This window comes from Prochlorococcus sp. MIT 1323 (assembly GCF_047304905.1).
GTDB classification, from domain to species: domain Bacteria; phylum Cyanobacteriota; class Cyanobacteriia; order PCC-6307; family Cyanobiaceae; genus Prochlorococcus; species Prochlorococcus marinus_D.
The window spans coordinates 2,211,833-2,235,205 of record NZ_CP138973.1; the positions used below are offsets into that span (position 1 = coordinate 2,211,833).

The following is a 23,373-nucleotide window of genomic DNA, read 5'->3' on the forward strand; positions in this document are numbered from 1 at the left end:
TTATCTATGGAGGTTGTGCCTAATAACAAGCAATAGCAGGTATTAAATAAGGCTTTTTAAGCAACCTTGCTCATGTGAGTTGTGGTTGCTGGACTCAGCAGCTTCTGCAACATAGAGACAACCTGTTGCTGCTGCTCTTCGCGCAATTCTGGGAAGATCGGCAAGCTCAGCACTTGACTGCAAAGCTGTTCAGTGACCGGCAGGCTGCCTGGGCCTTGGCTTAGGCCTTCATAGGCCGGTTGGAGATGGATCGGGATTGGGTAGTAAATGATGGTGTTAATGCCATGTTCTAAAAGACTTTGTTTGAGCCAATCACGGCAACTGCTATCCGGCAGGGTATTGCTGCCATTGTTTTTTGACGGTTTGCCAAGGCTCTCAGAGTTGCTTTGGTTCATTGGGCAGCTCGTTACCCGCACCACGAATTGGTTCCATGCATGTTGCAGATGGCTTGCTTTTGTTTGATCTGGAAGCTCGAGGCAAGGAAGGTTTGTGAGCAACGTTTGATAACGGGTCGCGATGGCTTGTCGCTTCTCAACCCAGCAAGAAAGCCTTGGTAGTTTCACGTTCAAAACTGCGGCTTGCAGTGCATCCAGTCGGCTGTTGTAGCCAAGTTCTGTATGCAAATATCGACGCGGCATTCCGTGAACAGCGAGTTCTCGCATTCGCTGAGCAAGCTTTGCGTCATGTGTGCTGACGGCTCCACCATCGCCAGCGCCGCCAAGGTTTTTGGTGGGAAAGAAGCTGAAGCAGCCCACATCGCCCCAACTGCCTACAGATCGTCCGTTCCACGCTGCACCACTGGCTTGGGCACAATCTTCGATTACTTTCAGCCCATGTTTGTTGGCGATGGCCATCAGCTGTTCCATGTTGACGGGGCGGCCGAAAAGATGAACTGGTAAAAGAGCACGAGTGGCTGGGGTTATTGCTGCTTCGATTTGTTCCAGGTCGATGAGATAGGTGTCCGCTTCGACGTCCACGAAGACAGGTGTGGCGCCTACCGAACTGATTGCCTCGGCAGTGGCAAAAAAGCTGAAAGAACAGCTGATCACCTCATCTCCTGCTCCGATATCCAGTGCCCTAAGGGCCAGGACCAAAGCATCGGTGCCGCTATTGCAACCAACGACATAAGGCACGCCAAGGGAGTTAGCAAAGCCTTGTTCAAAAGATTCAATTTCGGTGCCGCCGATGTATTGGCCACTGCGCAGCACGCGCAAGACCGCCTCATCAAGGTCAGGCCCCAGTTCGACTAGCTGTTGAGTAAGGCTAAAAGGGGGCACCTGCATGAGAAGCACCTTAAGCCGAGCCGAAGACGGTTTAGCAGCTTTTGAAGTGGCAGATCAGCCGAACCAGGGGGGCTCTTGCCCTGGGTGCCACTTGATGTTGCAGCCGATTGAGGCCTGCTGGTGGGGAGAGACATCCTGCCCGTTCAAAACGGCATCTAAGGCAGCACGTAGGTCCGATCCAGTCACAGGTGCATCGTTCCCAGGGCGGCTGTTATCCAGTTGGCCGCGGTAGCAGAGTCGCTGCAGTCCTTGTGGAGAGGGAGCAAAGAGGAAGAAGTCTGGTGTGCAGGCGGCTTGTAGGGCCTTGGCGAGGCTTTGGTCAGTATCCAGTAGATAAGGGAAACGCCAGCCTTGTTGCTTGGCCTGAGCCGCGAGCTGCTCAGGACCGTCTTGGGGATGAGTGATCAGACTGTTGCTGGCGATAGCCAGTAGCTGCACGGAATCTCCGTAGTCCTGATCAAGATGGGTCAGTTCTTTTTCAATGTGTTTCACGAAAGGGCAGTGGGCGCAGAGCGCCATCAGCAGGAGGGGCTTGGTTGGCAGGTTGCTTGTTTTGATTGTGTTCAGGGCGCCAAGCCCGCCATCGATCTCAAGATTGGTGCCGGGTACCACTTTCAATTCAAACGCCGGTAAGGGGGTCCCGAGAGGCAGCATCGTGGAGGGAGTGAGGGCCATGTTGGGAAAGCAGTCCTTCAATGCTGCTTCAGGATGACTTTGCATGGCTGCATCAATGCCGTGAAGCAAGTCAATGCAAAAGGAAAGACCTTCCTGTTAGTGGCTTTGGCCGTAGTGCTTAACGGCTGTATGACGTCGTCTTCCAAGCCCAGCTGGGCTATTTATCCCTTGCAGCGGCATCAAGCTCATGACGGCCTGGCGGTGGTGAGTGAGCCTGATGGCTATGGCGTACATCTCTTTCTCGAAACGGACACCAGTGATCCAGGGATCTGTACGCCCCGTTGGTTGCCAGACCCTGCAAGGCTTTTCAATGGCAATGGCAATGCCCCATTCAGCTCAGGGCTTGCGTCTCGTAAGGAATTTTTCGTGGTAGTGGCCCGCGGGGATGTCCGCCGTGCCTTGAAGCGTGAGCTGAAGGCTCTTTGTGTTGATCGGGCACCTAGGGCGAGATGGCGTTGGCAGGAGCCGCCCCGCGCTGCTGATCAGGTGAAGCCTTTGAGATTGCCTGCGTTGGAGGAAGAAGACCTGCTCAGGGATCCAGAAGAAGAGAGGAAGCTTCAGGAGGAGTTGTTAAACGGCAACTGGTCTGGAAGCTGATCGAATAGAACTCTTGGCGACCTTATTCGGGGCATCCAGTGAAACTCGGCGTGGCATGGGAGAGAATCGCTGCCAATGTTTCCTAGTGCGTTCGCTCTGATGCTTCTCGATCTAAGCGGTAAGAAGATCCTCGTCACAGGTATCGCCAACAACCGTTCCATTGCCTGGGGCATCGCTCAACAGTTGAAAGCCGCCGGCGCTGAGCTGGGAATCACCTATTTGGCTGATGAAAGGGGCCGTTCGGAAGGCAAGGTGCGCGATCTCACTGCTCCTCTAGAACCCAGTTTGTTTTTGCCTTTGAATGTGCAGGACAGCAATCAGATCGAGGAGGTGTTTGCTGTGATTGCCCAGCAGTGGGGCCAGTTGGATGGTTTGGTCCATTGTCTTGCCTTTGCAGGCAAGGAAGAATTGGTGGGTGATTACAGCGCCACCTCGGCCGAGGGATTCGCACGCGCCTTGGAGATCAGTGCCTACTCGCTGGCCCCGCTTTGTCATCACGCCAAGCCTTTGTTTAGTGATGGTGCAGGGGTTGTGACGTTGACCTATCTCGGTGCAGATCGTGCCATTCCGAATTACAACGTGATGGGTGTTGCCAAGGCTGCTCTGGAGGCTTCAGTGCGTTATCTCTCTGCAGAACTTGGCCCTGATAAGCAGGTGCGTGTGAACGCGATCAGTGCTGGCCCCATTCGCACTTTGGCTAGTTCTGCGATCGGCGGCATCCTCGAGATGATTCATAACGTTGAAGAAAAGGCTCCCTTGCGTCGCACTGTGACCCAGATCGAAGTTGGAAATACAGCCGCGTTCTTGCTGAGCGATCTTTCCAGTGGTATCTCCGGTCAGACGCTTTATGTGGATGCTGGTTACTGCATTAACGGAATGTGATTTGACTGGCAGCATGACTTCATTTGGATGGGCATCATGACGTCGCTAAGGCAGGGGGATGTACATCGCGTCACCGCTGAAACCGACGTGCTTGTTCGTGTTGGGCTTGATGGCTGTGGTCAGTGCAATGTTTCTACGGGGGTCGCCTTCCTCGATCACATGCTTCACCAGCTTTCCAGCCATGGCTTGCTGGATTTAGAGATCACCGCGACTGGTGACACCCACATCGATGACCATCACACCAATGAGGATGTGGGTATTGCTGTTGGTCAGGCCCTATCTCAGGCACTTGGAGATCGACGTGGCATCCACCGCTTCGGTCATTTTGTGGCACCACTCGATGAGGCGTTGGTTCAGGTCGTTCTGGATTGCTCCGGTAGGCCTCATCTCAGTTATGGCCTGCAAATTCCCTCTCAGCGAATTGGTAGCTACGACAGCGAGTTGGTGAAGGAGTTCTTCGTGGCAGTTGTGAACAACAGCGGCCTCACCCTGCATATTCGCCAGTTGGCAGGCACCAATTCCCACCACATCGTTGAAGCCTGTTTCAAGGCTTTTGCCAGAGCTCTGCGCATGGCAATTGAAATCGACCCGCGAAGGGCCGGTGCAGTACCTAGCAGCAAGGGTGTGCTGGAGCAGGCTGGCGGGCAGAAGAGCTGAATGCTTTGGGGGTGGGGATTTCCTCGCTCGCGGGTGTAAGCCCTTTTGCGTAAGGATTGGTCAATCTTGATCAGCCTTGCAGTGAGCACAGTGAGCGATAGCCCTTCAACAGTGTCCGCGGCCTCAATAGATGTACCCGGCGGGTTTGATCGGGATGACTGGGCTAGTGGTTATTGCAATGTTGAGCAAGAGCTCAATGCTGTGTCTTTACGCCCCCTGAGGGGACAGATTCCAGCTGAGCTGCAAGGCAGCCACTATCGCAACGGTCCAGGCAGGTTTGAACGCGATGGGCAATGGGTGCATCACCCCTTTGATGGCGACGGCATGATCACTGCTGTGCGATTCAGCGATAGCAAGGCCACGCTGAGTAATCGCTTTGTGCGAACGAAATATTGGCAGGAAGAGGAAAAGGCCGGTCGCTTCCTCTATCGGGGGGTGTTTGGCACGCAGAAGCGTGGTGGGGCGAAGGCGAATGCTTTTGACGTGCGTTTCAAGAACATTGCCAATACCCAAGTGGTTCAACTTGGTGATCAGTTACTGGCTCTTTGGGAGGCGGCTGGTCCGCACGCGCTTGACCCTGTCAGCTTGGAAACTCATGGGCTTTCGAGTCTCAATGGGGTGCTGAAGCCTGGAGAGGCTTTTAGCGCTCATCCCCGCTTCGATCCTGGCCACCATGGCGAACCTCGCATGGTCACCTTTGGTGTGAATACAGGGCCGACTAGCAAGATCCGGCTGATGGAGTTTGCCACTCAGGGCCCAGATGCGGGACGCCTCATCAGTGATCGCACAGATAGTTTTAAGGGTTTTGCTTTTCTGCATGACTTCGCGATTACTCCTAACTGGACGCTCTTTTTGCAGAATGCGATCAACTTCAATCCGTTGCCGTTTGTTCTGGGTCAGAAGGGTGCGGCGCAATGTTTAACGTCTAAGCCTGGAGGCCAGGCAAAGTTTTGGTTGATTCCTCGTGATTGCGGCACTTTTGCTGGGCAGCCGCCGCGCATCTTTGATGCTCCCGATGGTTTTGTTTTTCACCATCTCAATGCTTGGGAGGAGGGGGATGAGTTGGTGTTGGAGAGCATTTATTACAGCGATTACCCCTCGATTGATCCCGGCGAGGACTTCCTCTCGATGGACTTTGACTTTTTCCCTGAGGGTCGATTAGAGCAGTGCCGCATCAATCTTTTGGGGAAAGGAATTGAAACCAAGCGCTTTAGTGAGCGTTGTTGTGAATTTGCGATGGTCAATCCACGCCGAGAAGGGTTGTCGGCTCGTTATGCATGGATGGCTGTGGCAGAGCGTGAAACCGGCTATGCCCCCCTACAGGCGATCAAGAAACTGGATTTGAGCAATGGTGATCAATGCTTGTGGAGTGCAGCGCCGCGTGGATTTGTCAGTGAGCCATTGATGGTGCCACGCCCTGGCAGTGAAGCTGAGGATGATGGTTGGCTGTTGGTTTTTGTATGGAATGGAGAGCGTCGTGCCAGTCAGTTGTTGATTTTGAATGCAAACGATTTAAGCGAGCAGGCAGTGCTTGAGATGCCTATAACCATTCCATACGGATTGCATGGCAGTTGGGTTGCTGCTGATTGATTGATTGAGTTTAGGGTGTTGATTGGCGAACAAATTCCAAGCTTATTTGGAATTTGTTCGCTCTGAGCTTCAGGATTTGGTTGGTTGACTAGATAAAGTCAATCACATCAGCAGCGAGAAACTCACCCTTATCAACATCCTTCAAGGTGGTGTGAATGCCATCTGCTGTGATCAATAGATCATCACCAACTTGCGTCAAGGACAGCTCAAATCCATTGCTCTCCAGTCATGTTTGGTTGTGAATTGGCGCCTTTGCTATGCAATTCATTCATATTTTGATCGCTCAAGGGCGCTAGATATAAATTAGACATCTAAATGTTCAATATTTTCAGCTCCGATGCGGTTGTTGTGCTCTCCCTTGATGCTTGGCTTGCTTGTTGGCTCTAGTGGATTGATGGGCTTAGCAAGCTCGCCTGCTCATGCTGGGGAACTTCGATGTGATGGCACTTTGCTGCAGCTCAGTGTTCGTGAAAGTGGAGAGCTGCGTTCAGATCGCTTTCGTTTTTCCTTGCAAGTTGAAGCCGAGGGGAAAACTTCATCGGCAGCAATGGATCAGCTCAATCAGCGCTTAGCCACAGTTCGCAGTCGCCTGCGGTCACTCAGCCTGGGCGATCTCAAGATTCCTGCTCCACGCAGTTATGCCATTGATGGCACTAGCGGCAAACCGCGCTTGCAGCGTGCTTTTACCAGCGTCAGTGGTGAGGTGGGCCGATTCAATTACGACGCGTTGATTCAGATCGCAGGCAGGCTGCCTGGTGTTGATTTTCAAGGCATGTCTTCACTTGCTGATCTTGCCAGTGAACAGCAATTGAAGAATCAGTTGTTGCGTAGGGCTCTAAAGCAGGGCAAGCATCAGGCTGAAACCACCTCTGATGCACTTGGCCTCAAGCAGGTGCGATTGCTGCGCATTGATCAGCGCGGTGATGGCTCGATACGTCGGCTCAGTTTTTCAAAAGCAGCAAGCTCAAGCTTCAATCCCGACGAAGCACCGCAGCCGCGCCAGTCGCTCACGCTGAATCTCGATTACTGCTTGTCTTGAAGACAAACAGATTCGCAGCCAATACATTCTCCTGGATGTCTTCAATGACTTGATGCGCGATCGCTTGCTTTGGATCCTCAGCCTGCTCTTCGTGGCCTGGATGGTTTGGTCTGAAACGAGCTTTCAATATTTCGATCAATCGCTCGCTGATGAGCTTGCTCTCTCCTCTGCTGATGTTGCCGTTGTGGGGGGAGCCTTCCTGCTGCCCTATGGCCTCGTTCAGATTCCTGTCGGTTGGGTGTTGGATCGTGGCCGTGCCGAACGTTGGCTGTTACTCGGTGCCATCACGGCTACTGCACTGACACTGGCCTTCGCTCGAGCTGAAACCCTTGATGGCTTGATCATCAGCCGCGCTGGCATGGGTCTTGCTTGTGCTGTTGCCTTCCCGGCCTCAGGGCTGCTTGCGAGGCGAACCCTGCCGCCGCAGCGTTTTGCCTTGGCGATGGGTGCTACCGACAGCCTGCTTGGTTTTGGCGCTGCCTTGGCTGCTTTGATGCCTGTGTTGATCCATTTGGGCTCCTGGCGGCAGCAGGTGACGTTGCAGATCATGGTGTTGGCTTTGCTGGTGGCAACACCGTTAGTTGTCGTGGTTGTTGCCAGCTCGCAGCAGAGTCGTGCAAAGCCAAGCCAATCGATCAGCGAACGCCAAGTCACTGATCATTCAGGGCGCTGGAGTGCCGATGCCATCAAGAAGGTTGTCCATGCGGCCTTGATTTATGCCTGGGGTGCTGGAACTCTTTTTGGCTTTTGTCAATATGGCTTGCTGTCCGAGGTTGAGGGGTGGAGCGGTTCCCTCAAGGTGGGGGTAGGCATGGTTCTTTCCCTCTTTACATCCGTAGGAATGCTTGGGGCAGGTTGGTTTGGCAGTCATCAGTCCAGGAGTGCTCCCATCTTGTTGGCGGGCAGCTGCAGCGCCGCCGCCGCTCTGCTGGTCTTGGTGGCGACCAACCCTCAATCCGTCATCGTTTTGATTTTGGCTGGAGCCATTCTTGGTCTGGGCCTTGGCACGAGTGTTTTAGCTTTTCCTCTTGCAGAAGCTGCAGCTCCTCCAGCTCAAACGGCTCTTGTTGTCGCTTTTGTGAATACAGCAGGCACGTTGATGGGAGCTTTGATGATCATGCTCTCTGGGGTATTGCTGCAGGTATCGACCCCCGGCAATACAACTCTGGTGGTGTTGACCTACGGCAGCCTTGCTTTGTTGGGGATCATTTTGGCTGCCTTGCTTCAGATCAACACCATCAAGCGATCTGCTCAACTCCTTAGTTGAGAGCGGATTGGTTGTTTAGCGATTCGGTGGTCTCGCGATTAGGGCTTGTTTTGTTTGTGGAGCAGTTCTTGCAGGGCTGGATCTAACAGGGCAAAGGCGCAACCTCTGTGGCTCCATTGGCGTTTTTGCTCAATAGTCATCTCTGCAAAGGTTGTGCCGGTTGCGTCGACTTCGAAGATCGGGTCATAGCCGAAGCCCTTGTCTCCTCGAGCTGCGTGGGTGATCAAACCTTCGCAGCGGCCTTCGACCTCCAGTAAAACTTCATTCGTCTCAGATGCGATGCAAAGAGCAGCGCTGAAGTGAGCGCGGCGATCATCGATCCCTTTGAGTTCTTGTAGTAGGCGCTCAATCCTTAGGGAATCACTCGCGGCATAGCGGGCTGAATACACCCCAGGGGCGCCTGCCAGTGCCTCTACGCTGAGTCCGGAGTCGTCTGCGAGGGCCCATTGCCCCGTGGCTTGAGCAACTGTCAAGGCCTTGATGCGTGCATTCTCTGCAAAGGTCTGGCCTGTTTCTTCCACGGCAAGATCTTTGGGTTGGGCTTGCACGCTGAGCGGCAGGTGAGCCAGCAACTGACGGAACTCGCGGATTTTGCCAGCATTGCCGCTGGCGATCACCAGCACCCGCTCTGACAATTCATTGCTGCTCATGTTCGTTCTGCGAGCTGCTTTGCCCATTTCAGAGCTGCTTTGACGTCTGTCTCGCTGGGAGCTTCGCAGTAGATCCTGAGCAGGGGTTCGGTGCCGGAGAAACGCAGCATCAACCAGTGGCTAGGTCCAAGTCGAAATTTCACGCCATCTGTACGGATCACGGCCTGAACGGGTTGATCAGCAACTGTGGCTGGAGGGGTTTGCTCAAGCAGCGTTTCTAGTCGTTGTCGCGAGTCCATATCAGCAAGGCGTAGATCGAAGCGTTCGTAAAAACTGCTCCCCCTACAACGCTCTTGCAGGGCTTTCATGCGTGCGCCGAGGGGCTGCCCTCCCTCCACAAGTGCTTCCAGTACAAGCAGGGCTGCAAAGAGGGCATCCCTTTCAGGCAGGTGCATTCCGAAGCCCACCCCTCCTGATTCCTCACCTCCCACCAGCACATCGCCGCTGAGCATTTCAGCGGCGATGTATTTGAAACCAACCGGTAGTTCCAGCACCTCCCGGCCTAGATCCTCAGCAACTAGACGCATCAGGTCAGAGCCACTCACGGTTTTTACAACCTTGCCTGGCAGTTGTTTGGCTCGGGCGAGGTGGTCAATCAGGAGGGGCATCAGCAGCTGGGTGCTGCAGAAGTTGCCAGCTTCATCTATGGCTGCAATGCGGTCGCCATCGCCATCGAACACAAGACCCACGGCGGGTTGTCCGGTAGCGCTGGAGGCCTGCACAGCTGCGATCAGCTGGCTCAGATATGGGGCGAGGGGTTCGGGCGGGTTGCCGCCGAACAACGGGTCGCGCTGGGCGCGAATTTCTTGAATCAAGCCTTGGTTGTGGGGGTCCAGTAGCTCGGCAATGCAACCCGCTGCTGAACCGTGCATCGGATCGATGATGACCTTGAGCCCCATCTTCTGCAGGCCCTTCATCAGGGACGTTAAATCGAGCTTCTCTCGCAATCCTTTGAGATGCTGCCCACGCCCATCAAATCGCTTGGTAATCCCATTGATGGGTACTGAGATCCCTCCGGCAGCAAGTCGCTGTTCCACAGCTGCGGTGAAAGTGTCTTCCACTGAGCCGCCAAAGGCCCCCTTGATTTTTAGCCCTAACCATTCCGGAGGATTGTGACTGGCTGTCACCACTAAGGCGCCAAGGGCCTGATGTTGAACGATTGCCCAGCTGCAGGCAGGTGTCGGCACAGGCGTTTCGGTGAGTAAGGGCTCCAGCTCACAGCCGCGCACGGCGGCAGCAATGGCCTCTGCCATTTCCGGAGCTAGAAAGCGGCGGTCGTAGCCGATGATCACTGACTGGCTTTTGAGTTCTGTGGGTGCGCGATAGGCCAGCTCCTGTGCAGCAGCAGCAGCAACGGTTAACAACCTTTCGACTGTGATATCCACGCCGATGACCCCGCGCCAACCGTCGGTACCGAAGTGGATGGGGGCCGCGGCCAGCGGCAGGGGGGCCGATGCCATAAATGATCAACTAATGGACTGGATCTAGCAGGCAGCCGCCGTAACGTCGGCTGATGGGTGCCACCCCTCTCGCTGCCAACGTTCTGACTGATCGCTTGCTGCGTAGTTGGCTGCGCTGTCGTCGTAGGGCTTGGTTAGACCGTTATGGCGATGGAGAGCAACGGCTCTGGACTGCTCACCGCACTCTGCAACTTGATGATCAGCAGCGCAACTTTGTTGCTTTGTTGCCGCGCAAACCATGCAGGGGTCTAGACGGTTGCAGTCAAGGCTGCCCAGGGGTGGTGGGGCTGAGGCTTAAGGGGGTTGGTCCTGAGGGGCAGTTATTGGAGGCCCATCCTCCATTGCTGCAGAGGGTCGAGGGGCAAAGTCGTTGGGGGGCATTTGCTTACCGACCGGTGCTTGCACGTCAGGGTCGACGCTTGACCAGAGAGCATCGCTTGGCTTTGGCCCTTGCTGGTCGTTTATTGGCACCGCTGCAGTCGGCTCCCGTGCCTGAAGGCTTGGCTTTGGCCGGAGCTAGTCGCAGTCTTCACATGGAACGAGTTTCATTGCTGGGCGGGCTGCAGCGGCAGCTTGATGATGTCCTGGTCAAGTTGGCCGCAGACCTCGAGCTGAGTGAGCCTCCGCCTTTGGTTGCTGATCGGCGTAAGTGCAAGTTGTGTTCCTGGCGAGGTGTTTGCAATGCCGTGGCTTCTGTAGAGGGACATCTCAGTGAGGTGAGCGGTATCGGGACTCGTCGACGGCAGATGCTTCAGGAACTGGGGATCCTTGGTTTGCAGGATTTAGCGGCAGCCGATCCGAATGAGCTCGGAAGTCGTTTGCAACATTTCGGTGAGCAGCACGGGGAAGTGGCTTGTGAGCTTGTCGCTCAGGCCCGGGCTCAGCGGGATGGTCGTTATGAGCGCTTGAACTCCGCATCAGCTTTACCGGAATTGGCCACTGCCCCTGGTGTGTTGTTGTACGACATCGAATCTGATCCAGATGCTCGCGATGATTTTCTGCATGGTTTTGTCCGGCTGGGCCGCAGGCCAGATGGCAGTTGGGATTTAGAGGGCGCGCAGTATCACCCCTTTTTGGTGCTTTATGAGCATGGCGAGGCACGTTGCTGGCAGCGGTTGCAACGCATGCTGAAGAGTTATCCCGACTGGCCAGTGATGCATTACGGCGAAACGGAGTCTCTAGCTCTTCGCCGTATGGCTAAGCGGCAGGGAGTTGACGCGGCTGAGTTGAGTGCACTGAGCAAGCGCATGATTGATGTGCACGATCGGGTGCGGCGTTCTTGGCGATTGCCTTTAAACAGCTATGGGTTGAAGTGCGTGGCTAGTTGGCTGGGATTTTCTTGGCGTCAGGTGGGTGTCGATGGGGCTCGAGCTCTGCTTTGGTGGCGCCAGTGGCGTGGTTCAGGTCTTCAAGATCGCGGCAGTTCCTATGCCCTGCGTTGGATCTTTGATTACAACCACGATGATTGTCTCGCCACTTGGGCCGTGGCGGCATGGCTGTTAAAGCAAGATGAGCTGTGAAAGCAAGACGAGTAGCTGGGCATCGTCAAGCCATGTTCATTCATTCATGGGTGGAGTCACAAATCCCGTAGGAATGGAGAGGCGCACTCTTGTTGAGTCTTCCGCCAGGCATAGTTCAGCCTCTGTTAGCGACTTGCGGCGCACCAAGGCCAAGCCATAGCTGCCTCTTGAGTCTTGGTCTTGCATCACTGAAGTAATGACCCCTGCTCGATTGTTGACACCTGTCTCTGGCTCAAGATTGATTAGTTTTTGGCCTACGGGAATCGGGCGGTTGGCTTGCCAGTAGCGCAGTTGTTGTTTGATACCACCGCTGTTGGCCAGCTTGGCCAAGGTTTCTTGCCCCAAGTAACAACCCTTGCTGAGACTCACCCATGCGGTTAGTCCCAGTTCAAACGGGTTTGTATCGCCATTGATTTCACCAGGTTCAAGGGGCAGGCCTTGCTTGAGTCGCCAGCTTTCAATTTGATCTGCACTGGCCTGCTGCATAGCAGCCCATTGCTTTGGCAGTGGTTCGTCTGGCAGCAGCCAGGCCACCTCAGGAGTTTGCTCCTGTTTGAGTTGGGCCAGTATCTGCAGGCGTCGAATTGGCTTGATCGGCTTCAGTCGAACCTGGTCTGCAGGGAAGATCACCTGTTCAAATCCCGTCGCGACGGCGTTGTGATCGCCGGCGAGAACAAGCACATCTGCACCTCTTTCATCCAGACGAATCTCCAACAGCGCCCGCACCCTTCCTGTGGCGGTGAGCCAGCAGCAGCGCAGCAGGGAGCCTGTTTCGGCAGCCAGCAGATCGGCACTGGTCTGGCCGTGAAGAAAGTCTCGACTACCAGAACCTTCCAGCCTCAATAGGGGTTTAAGGGCGTCCCAGCGTTGCTTGCTCGAGCTGCTCATGTCTCCGTCTCCAGCTGTCTGGCCCGCTCAGCGACCTGATTGAGCTGGTACAAACTGACAAGCTCTAACTCAGCAGCATTCAAGGCTTCTTCACCACCTTCTTGTCGATCGACGATCGTGACGACGCGTCTCACCAGATAGCCCATCTCACGCAGCTGTTGCACGGCTTTGAGTGACGATCCGCCTGTGGTGACAACGTCTTCCAAAACGGTGATGCGTGCACCTCTGGGAGGTAGTGGACCTTCAAGCCAAGCAGCGGTGCCATGGCCTTTGGCTTGCTTTCTCACGATTAGCGCATTGAGAGTGCGTTCCGCTTGTGCTGCTGCCATCGCCACTGCACTCACCAAGGGATCGGCGCCGAGGGTGAGGCCAGCTACACAAACAGCATCGGGCTCTACATATTTGAGTAACGCCAGGCCTAGCAACGCCAGGCCAGATCCACTGAGGCTGACTGGCTTGCAGTTCACGTAGTGGTTGCTTTGGCGACCAGAGGCCAGGGTGAAGTCTCCATGGCGGTAGGCCTCTCGCGCTAGCCGGTTGAGCAGCTCATCGCGGCAGGCCTCCGCCGATGGGGGAAGAGGGCTCATTGGGCTGGTGCGTTAAGGATTCATTGCCTAGTTTGCGCGTAGTCGTGTTTTTTGCAGTTATGGCTTGGGTGTCCTTCCATAAGCTAAGGATGCTTGGTTTGGCCCTGGTGACACCATTGGCAGTCACTGGATGGGGTGGCGGTTTGGCCTGGGCGAGGCCTGTGGTTTGCACCACGACCCTTGAAGCACCGGATGCCAATCAGTCGTCGAAGGGCCCTGTGGAGGTGAGCCAATGTGGACCGCTGGAATCCACTGGGGCCTTAATCGAACGTCGTTTTTACAGTTGGACAGCTCCCTATGCCCGGGGTGTGGATGTGCTTCATCAGCTCACGGATATGCTCGGCATCGCTGTGGCCGGTCAAGAGGGCAATCGCTTGATGGGATTTGGTTTCCCTGATCAGACAATCATCTGGGATGGTTCTGCTGTGCAGAACACCTATCAGGTGCTTCTAGAAGAGCAGAGCCCTTCCCTACCTTGGCGAACTGTTGATATCTCCAGCGGTTTTGACAACAGCCTTGCGGGGGATGTTCCTTCAGAAATTGTCATGGTGGAGGATGGTCCTGAGATGAATGTGGCGCCTGAGGCCTTCACTCCTATCCGTGGCATGTGGTAGATCCGTGATTGAGGGGGTCTAGCAATCTGGTGAATGCAGCGAACTCATAATTCGCCTAAGGCGAGTTCGATCCTCGCGACCCCCATATTTTCTTCATTCAATGAGGTTGCTTTTCCTGGCTGTATTGCTGGTTCTACCGGCTTTTTTCGCTGCTGGAGAGGTTGCCTTGTTGCGGCTGCGGCCTAGTCGAGTACAGGTTTTAGTGGAAGAGCAGCAGCCCGGAGCTTCCGCCGTTCATCGTCTTCAGCGCCGTTTGAGGAGGGCGTTGATGGTGTCTCAATTGGGTGGAATGCTGGCGTTGGTAGCCCTGGGCTGGGTTGGCCGTGGTGTTGGACATCGCTGGTGGCCTCTAGCTGATCCTGCTAGTCGCTGGTTGGACGGGGGGCTTTTTCTGCTGCTTGTGGTGTTGGCCACCTTGTTGGCTGGTTTTCTTCCTAAGGCCTGGGTGCTGAACCGTCCAGAGGCTTCAGCTCTAAACCTCGCTCCATTGTTGGAGATGGTGATGCGTGTGCTTGCTCCCCTTTTGGCTCTTCTGGAAGCTGTCGCTTCGATGATGTTGCGGCTGGTTGGTTTGAATGCACATTGGGATTCTCTCGTTCCTGCTCTCTCTGCTGGTGAGCTGGAGTCTCTGATCGAAATTGGTGGTGTAACAGGCCTTCGTCCTGATGAGCGCAACATCCTTGAAGGTGTTTTCGCCTTGCGCGACACTCAAGTTAGAGAGGTGATGGTGCCACGTTCTGGCATGGTCACCTTGCCTGTTGGGGTCTGCTTCGCTGAACTGATGAGAGTGGTGCATAGCACCCGCCATGCGCGCTTTCCAGTGATCGGTCAGTCCCTAGATGATGTCAGGGGTGTGCTTGATTTACGTCGGTTGGCGGAACCCATCTCCCGGGGTGCTTTGCAGGCAGAATCTCCGCTTGAACCTTTTTTAGAACCAGCTGTAAGGGTTCTTGAGACCAGCACTTTGGCTGAATTGTTGCCGATGATCCGAAGTGGACAGCCGCTACTGCTTGTCGTTGATGAGCATGGCGGCACCGAAGGATTGGTTACAGCTGCCGATCTCACTGGTGAGATCGTTGGCGATGAGCCCCATGCAGACGACGATGAGCCGGATCTTGAGCTAATTGAGGGTCAGTCAGACACATGGATGGTTGCAGGAGATCTTGAGATCATTGAGCTCAATCGACAGCTCAATCTGGACTTGCCTGAAGCTGATGGACATCACACCTTGGCTGGCTTTCTGCTTGAAAAGTTGCAACACATACCTTCTGCTGGAGAGGCCTTGCGCTGCGATGGTTTGCAGTTCGAGATCGTAACGATGAAGGGTCCTCGTATCGAGCGTGTGCGACTGATTCTTCCCAGTCACGATCACACTGAGGAATGATCGTTGATAATTTCCCCGATGCGCCATGGCCTGCCGATGACCGATCCCATGGTTCCGGTGAAGGTCGGTGTGATCGGGATTGGCAATATGGGTTGGCATCATGCCCGTGTGCTCAGTCTGCTTAAGGATGCGCAGCTGGTGGCAGTCGCTGATCCCGATCCTGAGCGTGGTCAGCTGGCAACTGAACAGTTTGGATGCGATTGGTTCCCTGACTACCACAGCTTGCTAGGCGAGGTCGAAGCGGTCTGCATTGCTGTGCCGACATTGCTCCATCACAAGGTCGGGCAGGCCTGCTTGGAGGCAGGCCTGCATGTGTTAATCGAAAAACCGATTGCGGCCAGTCAGGAGGAGGCATCCGCATTGATTGTGGCGGCGAATAAGGCTGGACGGCTCTTGCAGGTTGGCCATATTGAACGCTTTAACCCTGCCTTTCGAGAGTTGATCAAGGTGGTGGAAAATGAGGAGGTGGTGGTTCTTGAGGCTCGTCGCCATAGCCCCCATGGTGACCGAGCCAATGATGTGTCGGTGGTGCTTGATCTGATGATTCATGACCTCGACTTGGTTCTTGAGCTGGCGGGTGCTCCGGTGGTAGGTCTGGCTGCTGCAGGAGGGCGCACTGCTGAGGGCCCGATCGATTACGTCAATGCCACGCTTGGCTTCAGCAATGGTGTGGTGGCTAGCCTCACGGCTAGCAAGATGAGCCACCGCAAAATTCGCAGTCTCAGTGCTCATTGTCGGGGCAGTCTTGTTGAGACTGATTTCCTTAACCACACCCTGCATATACATCGTCGTGCTCATGAGTGGTATTCAGCCGATCACGGTGAGTTGTTGTATCGCAATGACGGTTTTATCGAAGAGGTCAGCACGACTTCTATTGAGCCTCTCTATGCCGAGTTGGAGCATTTTCTTCAGTGTTTGCGAGGTCGTGAGACACCAGCCGTGGATGGGGAGCAGGCTTCGCGCGCGCTGCGTTTGGCTGACCTGATTGAACATGCCGTCGAACACCCCGGCATGGGGCTTTCCTTGGAGGAGCCCATCTGAGTCGTTAGGAACAAATCAGTCCAACACTCTCGGCTCGCACAGCGCTACTTTCTCAGGGGCTTCTTTGCAAATCGGCTGTTGCTCCATTCGCTTGCTTGTGGCGATTGGGCTTTGGACTCCATCGATTGCGTTCAAGGTTTAGAGCACTAAATTTTCAATCTCAGTTGTCTCGCTGATGGAATCAACAAGCACCGCACCGAGCGATCAATACCGTCGAAGTGTTCTAGGTGTGCCAGTGGATGCATGCCGCGATGTTCAGGCTGCGGCGATTGGTTTGCATGCTCGTGGTGGTGGCCAGATCGTCACGCTTAATGCGGAGATGACGATGGCGGCTAGAGAGAATCCCCTGCTAGGTGATGTTATTGCCGCGGCAGATCTAGTCATCCCAGATGGGATTGGCGTGGTTTGGGCGCTGAGGCGTCAGGGAGTTGTGGTGCCGCGCAGTCCTGGCATTGAACTGGCACGTTCGTTACTTGCCTATGCAGAGGCTCATGATTGGAAGGTGGCCCTAGTGGGAGCAACCCCGCAGGTCATGGATCGTTTGAGGCAACTCCTGAAGCAAGACCTGCCTGCTATGCGACTTGTGATGTCTTCGCATGGTTATCAACCCCAAGATGCTTGGCCTGGCCTGGAAGCCAAGTTGAGAGTTTTGCATCCTGATCTTGTGCTTGTGGCTCTAGGAGTTCCCCGTCAAGAAACATGGATAGCGCGCGTAAGGCGGGCATGTCCAGGCCTCTGGATGGGTGTTGGGGGAAGTTTCGATGTATGGGCTGGCATGAAAAAGCGAGCCCCCGAATGGATGTGTCAGTTAGGGCTCGAATGGCTCTATCGGTTGGGCCAAGAGCCCAGCCGATGGAATCGCATTCTTTGTCTGCCTACCTTCGTCTGGGAGGTATGGCGTCGAGGAAAAAAGCGTTGATTGAAATGAATGCTTCAGCGGAAGCCCACAGATGCTTGCCAAACAAAGACAAGCAGGAAGAAGAAAATGGGGATGAGTGGAAGAACATCCACTGCGGGAGCGTAGGCCTGATAGGCCTCTGGCAGTTGGGCCATCAGATCGAGAGTGAAGGCTGCCATCCCTAGTTGCTCAGCTGCGTTTCATGGACGTTACCACGTGTGATGTGCTGCTGAGTCCGGTTGCCAAGGAGCGAAATCCTCTGAAAAACAGTCATCTTGAATTGCCTGGCTAATAGCTGAGGTGAATCTGATCAGCTGGGTGAGGTTGTGCAGGCTTAGAAGCGTGAGTCCTAGGAGCTCCTCGTTGCGAATCAAGTGATGCAGATAAGCCCGGCTGTGATTGCGGCAGGCTGTACAGGTACAGCTTTGATCTAGGGGTGTGTGATCTTCACGAAAGCGGGCATTGCGTAAATTCCAGCGCTCGCCAGCGACAAGCGCTGTGCCATGTCTTCCCAGGCGGGTAGGCAGCACACAGTCGAATAGATCGATACCGCTGGCAACTGCAATCGCTATTTCTCGCAGGGTGCCAATCCCCATCAGATAGCGGGGGCGATCCTGGGGAAGCAGAGGAGAAACCTGGCGCACGATGCGATGAATGTCTTCAACCGGTTCACCCACGCTGACGCCACCGATGGCGATGCCAGGCAAATCAAAGCTGGCCACGATTTGAGCACTTTGCTCTCTGAGGTGGGGAAAACATCCTCCCTGAACAATGCCGAATAGGGCTTGATTTGTGTGTTGATGGGTGTTCGAGCAGCGTTCCAGCCATGCATGGGTGCGCTTACAGGCAGCCTCCACATCGCTTTCGCTGGCTGGGTATGGGGGGCATTGGTCGAAGGCCATAGCGACATCAGCGCCAAGGGCCATTTGAATTTCGATGGCGCGTTCTGGCGTGAGTTCAATCTGGCTGCCATTACGAGGGTTGCGAAAAACGACCCCGTGATCATCAATACGATTCAGGTCTGCCAGGCTGAAAATCTGAAAGCCACCTGAGTCGGTAAGCAGTGGGCGGTCCCAGCCCATGAAGCGATGCAGGCCACCGGCATCGGCCACGATCCCCTCGCCTGGCTGAAGATGGAGGTGATAGGTGTTGGCTAACACCATCTGAGCTCCGGTGTCGGCCAGTTGAGTGGCTGTGATGCCTTTCACCGTTGCCAACGTGCCCACAGGCATGAAACGAGGTGTGTTGACAGAACCATGAGGAGTGCGGAAGCAGCCAACGCGAGCACGTGTGTGTGAACAGTGGGCGTTGATCTGAAAATCAAACACGGCTAGTGCTACGGCGATACTTCAGCGCCACAGGGCACCAGGCCGATCATGACCCTACGTTGGGCTTTGCCTTTGGCTGGAGGTTGGAGATCTTGCGCGCTCCCCTTTGGCTCCGGGATTTGACTGGAGCATGGATTTTCTACTCCGTATTGCCTGCTTGGCCAGGGCTGAAGCCACGTTTTGAACGGATTGCTCGATTTGCTCCTTGGATCGGATTGGTGCTGGGAGGACTGCAGTCTTTCCTTTGGCTTGTCTTGATCCGTGCCGATTGGCCGACCTCGGCAGTGGCACTTTTGGTCATCGGGCTGGGTGCCTGGCTGTCGGGTGGTCTTCACCTTGATGGGTTGATGGACACGGCCGATGGTCTGGCGGCTGGTCGCGAGCGCTGTCTGCAGGCTATGGACGACAGCTGTGTTGGAGCTAGTGGAGTCCAGGCTCTGCTTGTGGTGGTGTTACTTCAGATTGCAGCCCTACTTCGGCTTGGTTCTCTAGCCCCTTTGGCTTTGCTGATTGCTGCCTTTTGGGGGCGTTGTGCGCCGCTTTGGGCCATGGCGCGCTTCTTTTACTTGCGTGAGGGGCAGGCTGGCACCGCATCCTTTCATCGTCGTTATCGCAAGGGATGGCAGGAAGCATTGCCAGCATGCGTAGTGCTGCTTTTGGCATTAACGGTTGTCCCTTCACTCATGATCGTGGGGTGGCCCAGTCAGATGGTTTTGATGGCAGGAATTGGTGTGGGTGTCTTGCCGGCGTTTTTAGTGCCTGAACTGCTTGGACGTCGTCTTGGTGGGCATAGCGGGGACTCTTATGGCGCTTCAGTCGTGCTGGTGGAAACAATCACGCTTCTGTTGCTGGCGGTGTTTCTGCCGGCAGGCTGAGCAGAAAGGCATTCCCTTCGCTGGGAAGGGCTGGATCAAGGTTCGCTGGAGAGGTGATCAGTTGCAGCGAACCCCCCAAATCTTCAGCCAGTTGGCGTCCCAGGGCTAGGCCAAGGCCGCTGCCGGGACGATCGCCACTGCTTTGGCCTCGAATGCCTCTGCTGAAGATGCGCTCACGCTCTTGCTTGTTGATGGGATCACCTCCATCCCAGACGCATACTCCGTTTTGTTGCAGGCAAAGGCCGATAGGGCGTCCTGCAGGGCTATAGCGGAAAGCATTCTCCAGCAGGTTGGCCACGATTTCAGCGACCACTCCATCTCCTGAAGGACGTAGCTCTTCAGTCCAGGCAGGCCATTGGCTGGGTCCATGCCAAGGGCGTTTTTGCAAGGCTGATGTGGCTATGGCGCGTTCGATCAGTGGTGTTAGTAAGGATTTGATAGTGAGATCAGTGGCTTGTGGCAGTAATGGAGGCAGCAGCAATGGGGCCTTGATGCTTGGTTGGATGGGCAGATTGTCCTGGCCGATCTGGTCGAGGCTGGAGATATAGCGATCTAGTTGTGCTTGCTCGCTCAGCAGACCCTTGATCAAGTTGCGGTGACGACTATCGGGCTCTAGGCGCTTCATCAAGAGTTGGGCATAGGTTCGAAGCGCGGCTAGCGGATTGCGCAGTTGATGCACCATCAGGCTGATTTGTTCCCGTTGCTCGGCCAGCTCGCCAAGCAGCCTGGCGCGCTCAAGCTCAAGACTGAGGCAATGGGTGATGGCACTCGCAGTAGCAAGCAGCCGTAGGTCTAGGCGGGTGGGCCAGGATGGCGAAGAGAGGGGTTTTTCGGCTCTGAGTACTCCAAGCAAGATCGTTCCTTCTTGAAGCGGGTACCAGCGTCGATCAGGTGAGGGTGCACGAAGCTCAGGGTCTGCCTCTACAGGTGGCAGGGATTTGTTCCCTGTGGCGGGCCACTGACTTACGGCTTCCAGGCTGGGGGCGCGCCCGTCTCTTGTTTGAGCGATATAGACCACAAGCTTCTCTAGTGGAGCTTCCGCTTCGAAGCTGCTGAGTTGTTGCTTCACCAGATTGAGGAAACGGTTTGACAGCTTCATGGCGAGCGATGTGCCTCTGGACACCGACACCAAGAGGCTGATACGAATGACACCTTGTAAATTCTGAAAAAAGTATTAAAATTTGAGCGTCGATTGGCTTGAAAGCCTCGCCCAGAGGCTGTAGCTCAAAGTCGGACAAGGCAGAGGTTGCACAAATTGTGTCACCAAAGCCACAGCAGAGGTTGCACAAATCGTGTCGCCAAAGCTACAGCAGAGGTAGATGCGTCCTCTGTTGGATCCTCGGCCTCGGCCGATCATGTTGAAAGTGATCCCTCAGGGTGTTGTAGCTCTGCTGCGATTCCCTGAGTAAGGCTTGCTGACATTTGGGCATCTTCATGCTCTTGCATCGTGCTTGAGCGCTATTTGCAGGACGGTCCTAAGCCGCCCCGTTCCTCTCTCCATCGCACTCCTATACAGGAGTTTCCCGTTTATGTCTAAGAAGCGCAAGCGGATCAGCCGCAGACGATTGGCTGGTCAACGGGTGTTGGCTCATGTGCCTACTTTCCATCTCGAAACCGGTGAATACAAGCCTGTGACGGCAGCTCGTCGTTACATCGCCGAATCTGGTTTGGTCTCACCAGCGATCCTTAATGTTCGTCGTAACGAACACACCACTGATCGCTTTTTCTGGGGCGAGAAAGGATTGTTTAGTGCTCAGTACGCTGAAGAGAACCATTTTCTCTTCCCCTCTTTGCGCTTGATCGTTGACTCCGTTGGGGAAGAGGTCATGTTTGAAGGCCTTGAACTGACTTCCGACGACTGGGAGGAGATCGAGGAGTATGAGTACGCCTTCGTTTGACGAGAAAGCGATTCCTTAGTTGAACCAAGAGTGCAAGGCCTGTTGCATCCGGGGGATTAGTTCTCCCGGAATGCAGTGGCCCCCTTGGAAGCTCACTAATGCCGTCTCCAATTCGCTTGTTTTTAGGCTTTTGAGGAGTTGTTCAGAGGCGGCGTAGGGAATTACGTCGTCTTGGCGCCCATGCAGGAGAAGCACAGCGGGGCGAATGCTTGGAGCTACCCAATTTGGATGTGGGTATGCACTGCAGCCGATTAGGCCTGCTAGAGGTAGATCACAACCACTCGCCAGGGCCATTGCTCCCCCTTGAGAGAAACCCAGCAAAGCCGTTCTTTGTAGAGGAATTTCTGGGGTTTCCAGGGCTTTCAAGCGAGCCTGAAGTTGAGAGATCGCATCAGGAACGGCTGCCCAGTCGCTTGGAAAGAGTCCATACCATTGCCGGCCCAGACCTTGAGGATGACGTTGTTGTGCTCGTAGAGCCACTAGTTCTACGGGAGGCTCGATGACTTGGCAGAGCTCTTGGCCAAGGGGCATCAGATCGTCTGCATCTGCACCCCAGCCATGCAGCAGCACAAGCCTGTAGTAAGCACCTTTGGGAATGTCGCGGAGAAGGTTGTCGCTCACGGTAGGGGTTGTATCGCTGCTGCGTAGGTTGGCCCACGGAATGCTTTCGTCTCTGCTGCCATGGCTCCCATCGCTTTGTTGAGCGTTTCAAACAAACATGGGATTGTGCCTCTAGCGGAATCCTTGCATCGCATGCATGGGTTTCAGCTGCTTTCCAGTGGTGGCACAGCCAAAGTGCTGGAGGATGCTGGTCTGCCCGTGACGCGGGTTGCTGAGCACACAGGTGCTGCGGAAATTCTTGGAGGACGGGTGAAGACTCTGCATCCTCGTGTCCATGGAGGCATCTTGGCGATGCGGGGCGACCCTGATCATGAGGTCGATCTGGAGCAGCATCAGATCCCTCCCATTGATGTAGTGGTGGTGAACCTTTACCCGTTTCGGGAAACAGTGGCCAATCCGCAGGTGAGTTGGGAAACTGCAATTGAGAATATTGATATCGGTGGCCCCGCCATGGTGCGAGCGGCGGCAAAAAACCATGCGCATGTGGCCGTGCTCACGAGGCCGGATCAGTACGACAGATTCCTAGTGGCTTTAAGTGATGGTGTGGATGACCAGCTCCGTCGTGAGCTTGCCCTTGAAGCCTTTGAGCACACCGCTGCCTATGACGTGGCCATCAGCCATTGGATGGGCGAGCGGCTGACTGAGCAAGCTTCCCAATGGCTTGAGGCTATTCCCCTTAGGCAGAGGCTGCGCTATGGCGAGAATCCCCATCAGCATGCGGCTTGGTACAGCGCTCCGAAGCAGGGTTGGGGCGGTGCCATTCAGTTGCAGGGCAAGGAGCTCAGTACCAACAATTTGCTTGATTTGGAAGCTGCCCTGGCCACTGTTCGGGAGTTTGGATATGGCACGGATGGCGCTCAACAAGCTGTTCAAGATGCTGCCGTGGTGGTTAAGCACACCAACCCTTGTGGCGTCGCGATTGGCACTGGCGTGGCGTCGGCCTTAAGCCGTGCCTTGGATGCGGATCGGGTGAGTGCATTTGGAGGGATCGTGGCTCTGAATGGATTGGTGGATGCCACGACTGCTCGGGAGCTCACCAGTTTGTTCTTGGAGTGTGTTGTGGCACCAGGCTTTGAACCAGAAGCTCGGGAAATCCTTGCCAGCAAGGCCAACTTACGTTTGTTGGAACTGGCACCAGGTGCCATTGATGCGGCTGGTCGTGATCACATTCGCACCATCCTCGGCGGGGTGTTGGTGCAGGACCAAGACGATCAATCGATTGATCCCACCAGTTGGACTGTGGCCAGCAAACGCTCGCCTAATGCTGAAGAAAACGAGGATCTCACCTTTGCATGGCGCCTGGTGAGACATGTGCGCTCTAACGCCATCGTGGTGGCTCGTGCTGGCCAGAGTCTCGGAGTTGGAGCGGGCCAGATGAACCGAGTCGGCTCGGCGCGACTAGCCCTTGAGGCAGCTGGCGATCAAGCCAGGGGTGCTGTTTTGGCTAGTGATGGCTTCTTCCCCTTTGACGACACGGTGCGTTTGGCGGCTAACCATGGCATCTGTGCCGTAATCCAGCCTGGAGGGAGCAAGCGTGATGCAGATTCAATCGCTGTTTGCGATGATTTTGGTCTGGCAATGGTGTTGACGGGAAAGCGCCACTTCTTGCATTAAGTTAG

The 23,373-nt window shown here is 55.1% G+C and carries 24 protein-coding genes and 1 tRNA gene; 15 read left to right on the forward strand and 10 right to left on the reverse strand.

What is annotated here, in order from left to right; all coding sequences use genetic code 11:
• Positions 1–56: 56 nt before the first annotated feature.
• Together SIB68_RS10750 and SIB68_RS10755 are read right to left on the reverse strand one after the other, a co-directional pair.
• Positions 57–1,283: a DegT/DnrJ/EryC1/StrS family aminotransferase gene (locus SIB68_RS10750; RefSeq protein ID WP_063401139.1), complete on the reverse strand. Its 1,227-nt coding sequence runs from the start codon at positions 1,281–1,283 to the stop codon at positions 57–59.
• Positions 1,284–1,337: 54 nt separating this feature from the next.
• Entirely contained in the window at positions 1,338–1,958 is a 621-nt protein-coding gene (locus SIB68_RS10755) for a thioredoxin family protein (RefSeq protein WP_236069088.1), read from the reverse strand.
• Between the two features lie 33 nt (positions 1,959–1,991).
• On the opposite strand from SIB68_RS10755, the gene SIB68_RS10760 reads away from it, so the two are divergent.
• The 6 genes from SIB68_RS10760 to SIB68_RS10785 all read left to right on the forward strand — a co-directional run bounded on the left by SIB68_RS10760 (position 1,992) and on the right by SIB68_RS10785 (position 7,990).
• Positions 1,992–2,555 carry a hypothetical protein gene (locus SIB68_RS10760; RefSeq protein WP_052646194.1) on the forward strand — a complete coding sequence of 188 codons (564 nt, stop codon included), beginning with the start codon at positions 1,992–1,994 and terminating at the stop codon, positions 2,553–2,555.
• A 99-nt stretch (positions 2,556–2,654) separates the two neighbouring features.
• Complete coding sequence (gene fabI, locus SIB68_RS10765; protein ID WP_011131247.1) at positions 2,655–3,437, forward strand: enoyl-ACP reductase FabI; 783 nt, start codon at positions 2,655–2,657, stop codon at positions 3,435–3,437.
• Positions 3,438–3,464: 27 nt separating this feature from the next.
• Complete coding sequence (gene hisB, locus SIB68_RS10770) at positions 3,465–4,094, forward strand: imidazoleglycerol-phosphate dehydratase HisB (RefSeq protein ID WP_063396816.1); 630 nt, start codon at positions 3,465–3,467, stop codon at positions 4,092–4,094.
• Between the two features lie 66 nt (positions 4,095–4,160).
• The gene (locus SIB68_RS10775; protein WP_063400925.1) at positions 4,161–5,684 is read left to right on the forward strand and encodes a carotenoid oxygenase family protein; all 1,524 of its coding nucleotides are present in this window, start codon (positions 4,161–4,163) and stop codon (positions 5,682–5,684) included.
• A gap of 361 nt (positions 5,685–6,045) precedes the next feature.
• On the forward strand, positions 6,046–6,723 hold the full coding sequence (locus SIB68_RS10780; RefSeq protein WP_236069086.1) for an SIMPL domain-containing protein: 678 nt from the start codon (positions 6,046–6,048) through the stop codon (positions 6,721–6,723).
• 52 nt (positions 6,724–6,775) lie between these two features.
• Entirely contained in the window at positions 6,776–7,990 is a 1,215-nt protein-coding gene (locus tag SIB68_RS10785) for an MFS transporter (RefSeq protein ID WP_063400921.1), read from the forward strand.
• A gap of 38 nt (positions 7,991–8,028) precedes the next feature.
• Here SIB68_RS10785 and rdgB read toward each other — a convergent pair whose 3' ends face one another.
• On the reverse strand, positions 8,029–8,640 hold the full coding sequence (gene rdgB, locus SIB68_RS10790) for an RdgB/HAM1 family non-canonical purine NTP pyrophosphatase (protein ID WP_063400918.1): 612 nt from the start codon (positions 8,638–8,640) through the stop codon (positions 8,029–8,031).
• A complete protein-coding gene (locus tag SIB68_RS10795) occupies positions 8,637–10,100 on the reverse strand; it encodes a phosphoglucomutase/phosphomannomutase family protein (protein ID WP_063400916.1) in 1,464 nt (487 codons plus the stop codon). Before SIB68_RS10795 ends, rdgB begins: the two co-directional genes overlap by 4 nt.
• Positions 10,101–10,153: 53 nt before the next feature.
• Between SIB68_RS10795 and SIB68_RS10800 the strand changes: the two genes are divergently transcribed.
• Complete coding sequence (locus SIB68_RS10800) at positions 10,154–11,620, forward strand: TM0106 family RecB-like putative nuclease (protein WP_063400913.1); 1,467 nt, start codon at positions 10,154–10,156, stop codon at positions 11,618–11,620.
• A gap of 36 nt (positions 11,621–11,656) precedes the next feature.
• On the opposite strand, the gene SIB68_RS10805 is transcribed toward SIB68_RS10800, so the two are convergent.
• Together SIB68_RS10805 and pyrE are read right to left on the reverse strand one after the other, a co-directional pair.
• Positions 11,657–12,508 (reverse strand): YgfZ/GcvT domain-containing protein, encoded by an 852-nt coding sequence (locus tag SIB68_RS10805; protein WP_063400911.1) that lies wholly within the window; start codon positions 12,506–12,508, stop codon positions 11,657–11,659.
• Positions 12,505–13,095, reverse strand: coding sequence for an orotate phosphoribosyltransferase (gene pyrE, locus SIB68_RS10810; protein WP_063400909.1), 591 nt, complete (start codon positions 13,093–13,095; stop codon positions 12,505–12,507). The genes SIB68_RS10805 and pyrE overlap by 4 nt, the downstream gene beginning before the upstream one ends.
• Here pyrE and SIB68_RS10815 point away from each other — a divergent pair.
• The 5 genes from SIB68_RS10815 to SIB68_RS10835 all read left to right on the forward strand — a co-directional run bounded on the left by SIB68_RS10815 (position 13,095) and on the right by SIB68_RS10835 (position 17,053).
• Complete coding sequence (locus tag SIB68_RS10815; protein ID WP_063400907.1) at positions 13,095–13,709, forward strand: hypothetical protein; 615 nt, start codon at positions 13,095–13,097, stop codon at positions 13,707–13,709. The two genes, pyrE and SIB68_RS10815, sit on opposite strands and share 1 nt — an antisense overlap.
• A gap of 12 nt (positions 13,710–13,721) precedes the next feature.
• Positions 13,722–13,794 (forward strand) — tRNA-Ile (locus tag SIB68_RS10820).
• A 15-nt stretch (positions 13,795–13,809) separates the two neighbouring features.
• A complete protein-coding gene (locus SIB68_RS10825; protein WP_011827073.1) occupies positions 13,810–15,093 on the forward strand; it encodes a hemolysin family protein in 1,284 nt (427 codons plus the stop codon).
• A gap of 36 nt (positions 15,094–15,129) precedes the next feature.
• Positions 15,130–16,134, forward strand: coding sequence for a Gfo/Idh/MocA family protein (locus SIB68_RS10830; RefSeq protein ID WP_041375225.1), 1,005 nt, complete (start codon positions 15,130–15,132; stop codon positions 16,132–16,134).
• Between the two features lie 175 nt (positions 16,135–16,309).
• Positions 16,310–17,053 (forward strand): WecB/TagA/CpsF family glycosyltransferase, encoded by a 744-nt coding sequence (locus tag SIB68_RS10835; protein WP_063400902.1) that lies wholly within the window; start codon positions 16,310–16,312, stop codon positions 17,051–17,053.
• A 14-nt stretch (positions 17,054–17,067) separates the two neighbouring features.
• Here SIB68_RS10835 and SIB68_RS10840 read toward each other — a convergent pair whose 3' ends face one another.
• Both SIB68_RS10840 and tgt read right to left on the reverse strand, forming a co-directional pair.
• Complete coding sequence (locus SIB68_RS10840; protein WP_011131230.1) at positions 17,068–17,211, reverse strand: photosystem II reaction center protein K; 144 nt, start codon at positions 17,209–17,211, stop codon at positions 17,068–17,070.
• Between the two features lie 30 nt (positions 17,212–17,241).
• Positions 17,242–18,360 (reverse strand): tRNA guanosine(34) transglycosylase Tgt, encoded by a 1,119-nt coding sequence (gene tgt, locus SIB68_RS10845; RefSeq protein ID WP_063400900.1) that lies wholly within the window; start codon positions 18,358–18,360, stop codon positions 17,242–17,244.
• 92 nt (positions 18,361–18,452) lie between these two features.
• Here tgt and cobS point away from each other — a divergent pair, with 92 nt between their 5' ends.
• A complete protein-coding gene (gene cobS, locus SIB68_RS10850) occupies positions 18,453–19,235 on the forward strand; it encodes an adenosylcobinamide-GDP ribazoletransferase (protein ID WP_081215554.1) in 783 nt (260 codons plus the stop codon).
• On the opposite strand, the gene SIB68_RS10855 is transcribed toward cobS, so the two are convergent.
• Positions 19,195–20,334, reverse strand: a complete 1,140-nt coding sequence (locus tag SIB68_RS10855) for a sensor histidine kinase (RefSeq protein ID WP_063400898.1) — start codon at positions 20,332–20,334, stop codon at positions 19,195–19,197. The two genes, cobS and SIB68_RS10855, sit on opposite strands and share 41 nt — an antisense overlap.
• Before the next feature lie 430 nt (positions 20,335–20,764).
• Here SIB68_RS10855 and SIB68_RS10860 point away from each other — a divergent pair, with 430 nt between their 5' ends.
• The gene (locus SIB68_RS10860) at positions 20,765–21,133 is read left to right on the forward strand and encodes a DUF3155 domain-containing protein (protein ID WP_011131226.1); all 369 of its coding nucleotides are present in this window, start codon (positions 20,765–20,767) and stop codon (positions 21,131–21,133) included.
• A 15-nt stretch (positions 21,134–21,148) separates the two neighbouring features.
• Here the strand turns inward: SIB68_RS10860 and SIB68_RS10865 are convergent, their stop codons facing one another.
• On the reverse strand, positions 21,149–21,754 hold the full coding sequence (locus SIB68_RS10865; protein ID WP_063400891.1) for an alpha/beta hydrolase: 606 nt from the start codon (positions 21,752–21,754) through the stop codon (positions 21,149–21,151).
• A 60-nt stretch (positions 21,755–21,814) separates the two neighbouring features.
• Here SIB68_RS10865 and purH point away from each other — a divergent pair, with 60 nt between their 5' ends.
• Positions 21,815–23,368 (forward strand): bifunctional phosphoribosylaminoimidazolecarboxamide formyltransferase/IMP cyclohydrolase, encoded by a 1,554-nt coding sequence (gene purH / locus SIB68_RS10870; RefSeq protein WP_063400890.1) that lies wholly within the window; start codon positions 21,815–21,817, stop codon positions 23,366–23,368.
• Positions 23,369–23,373 lie beyond the last annotated feature (5 nt).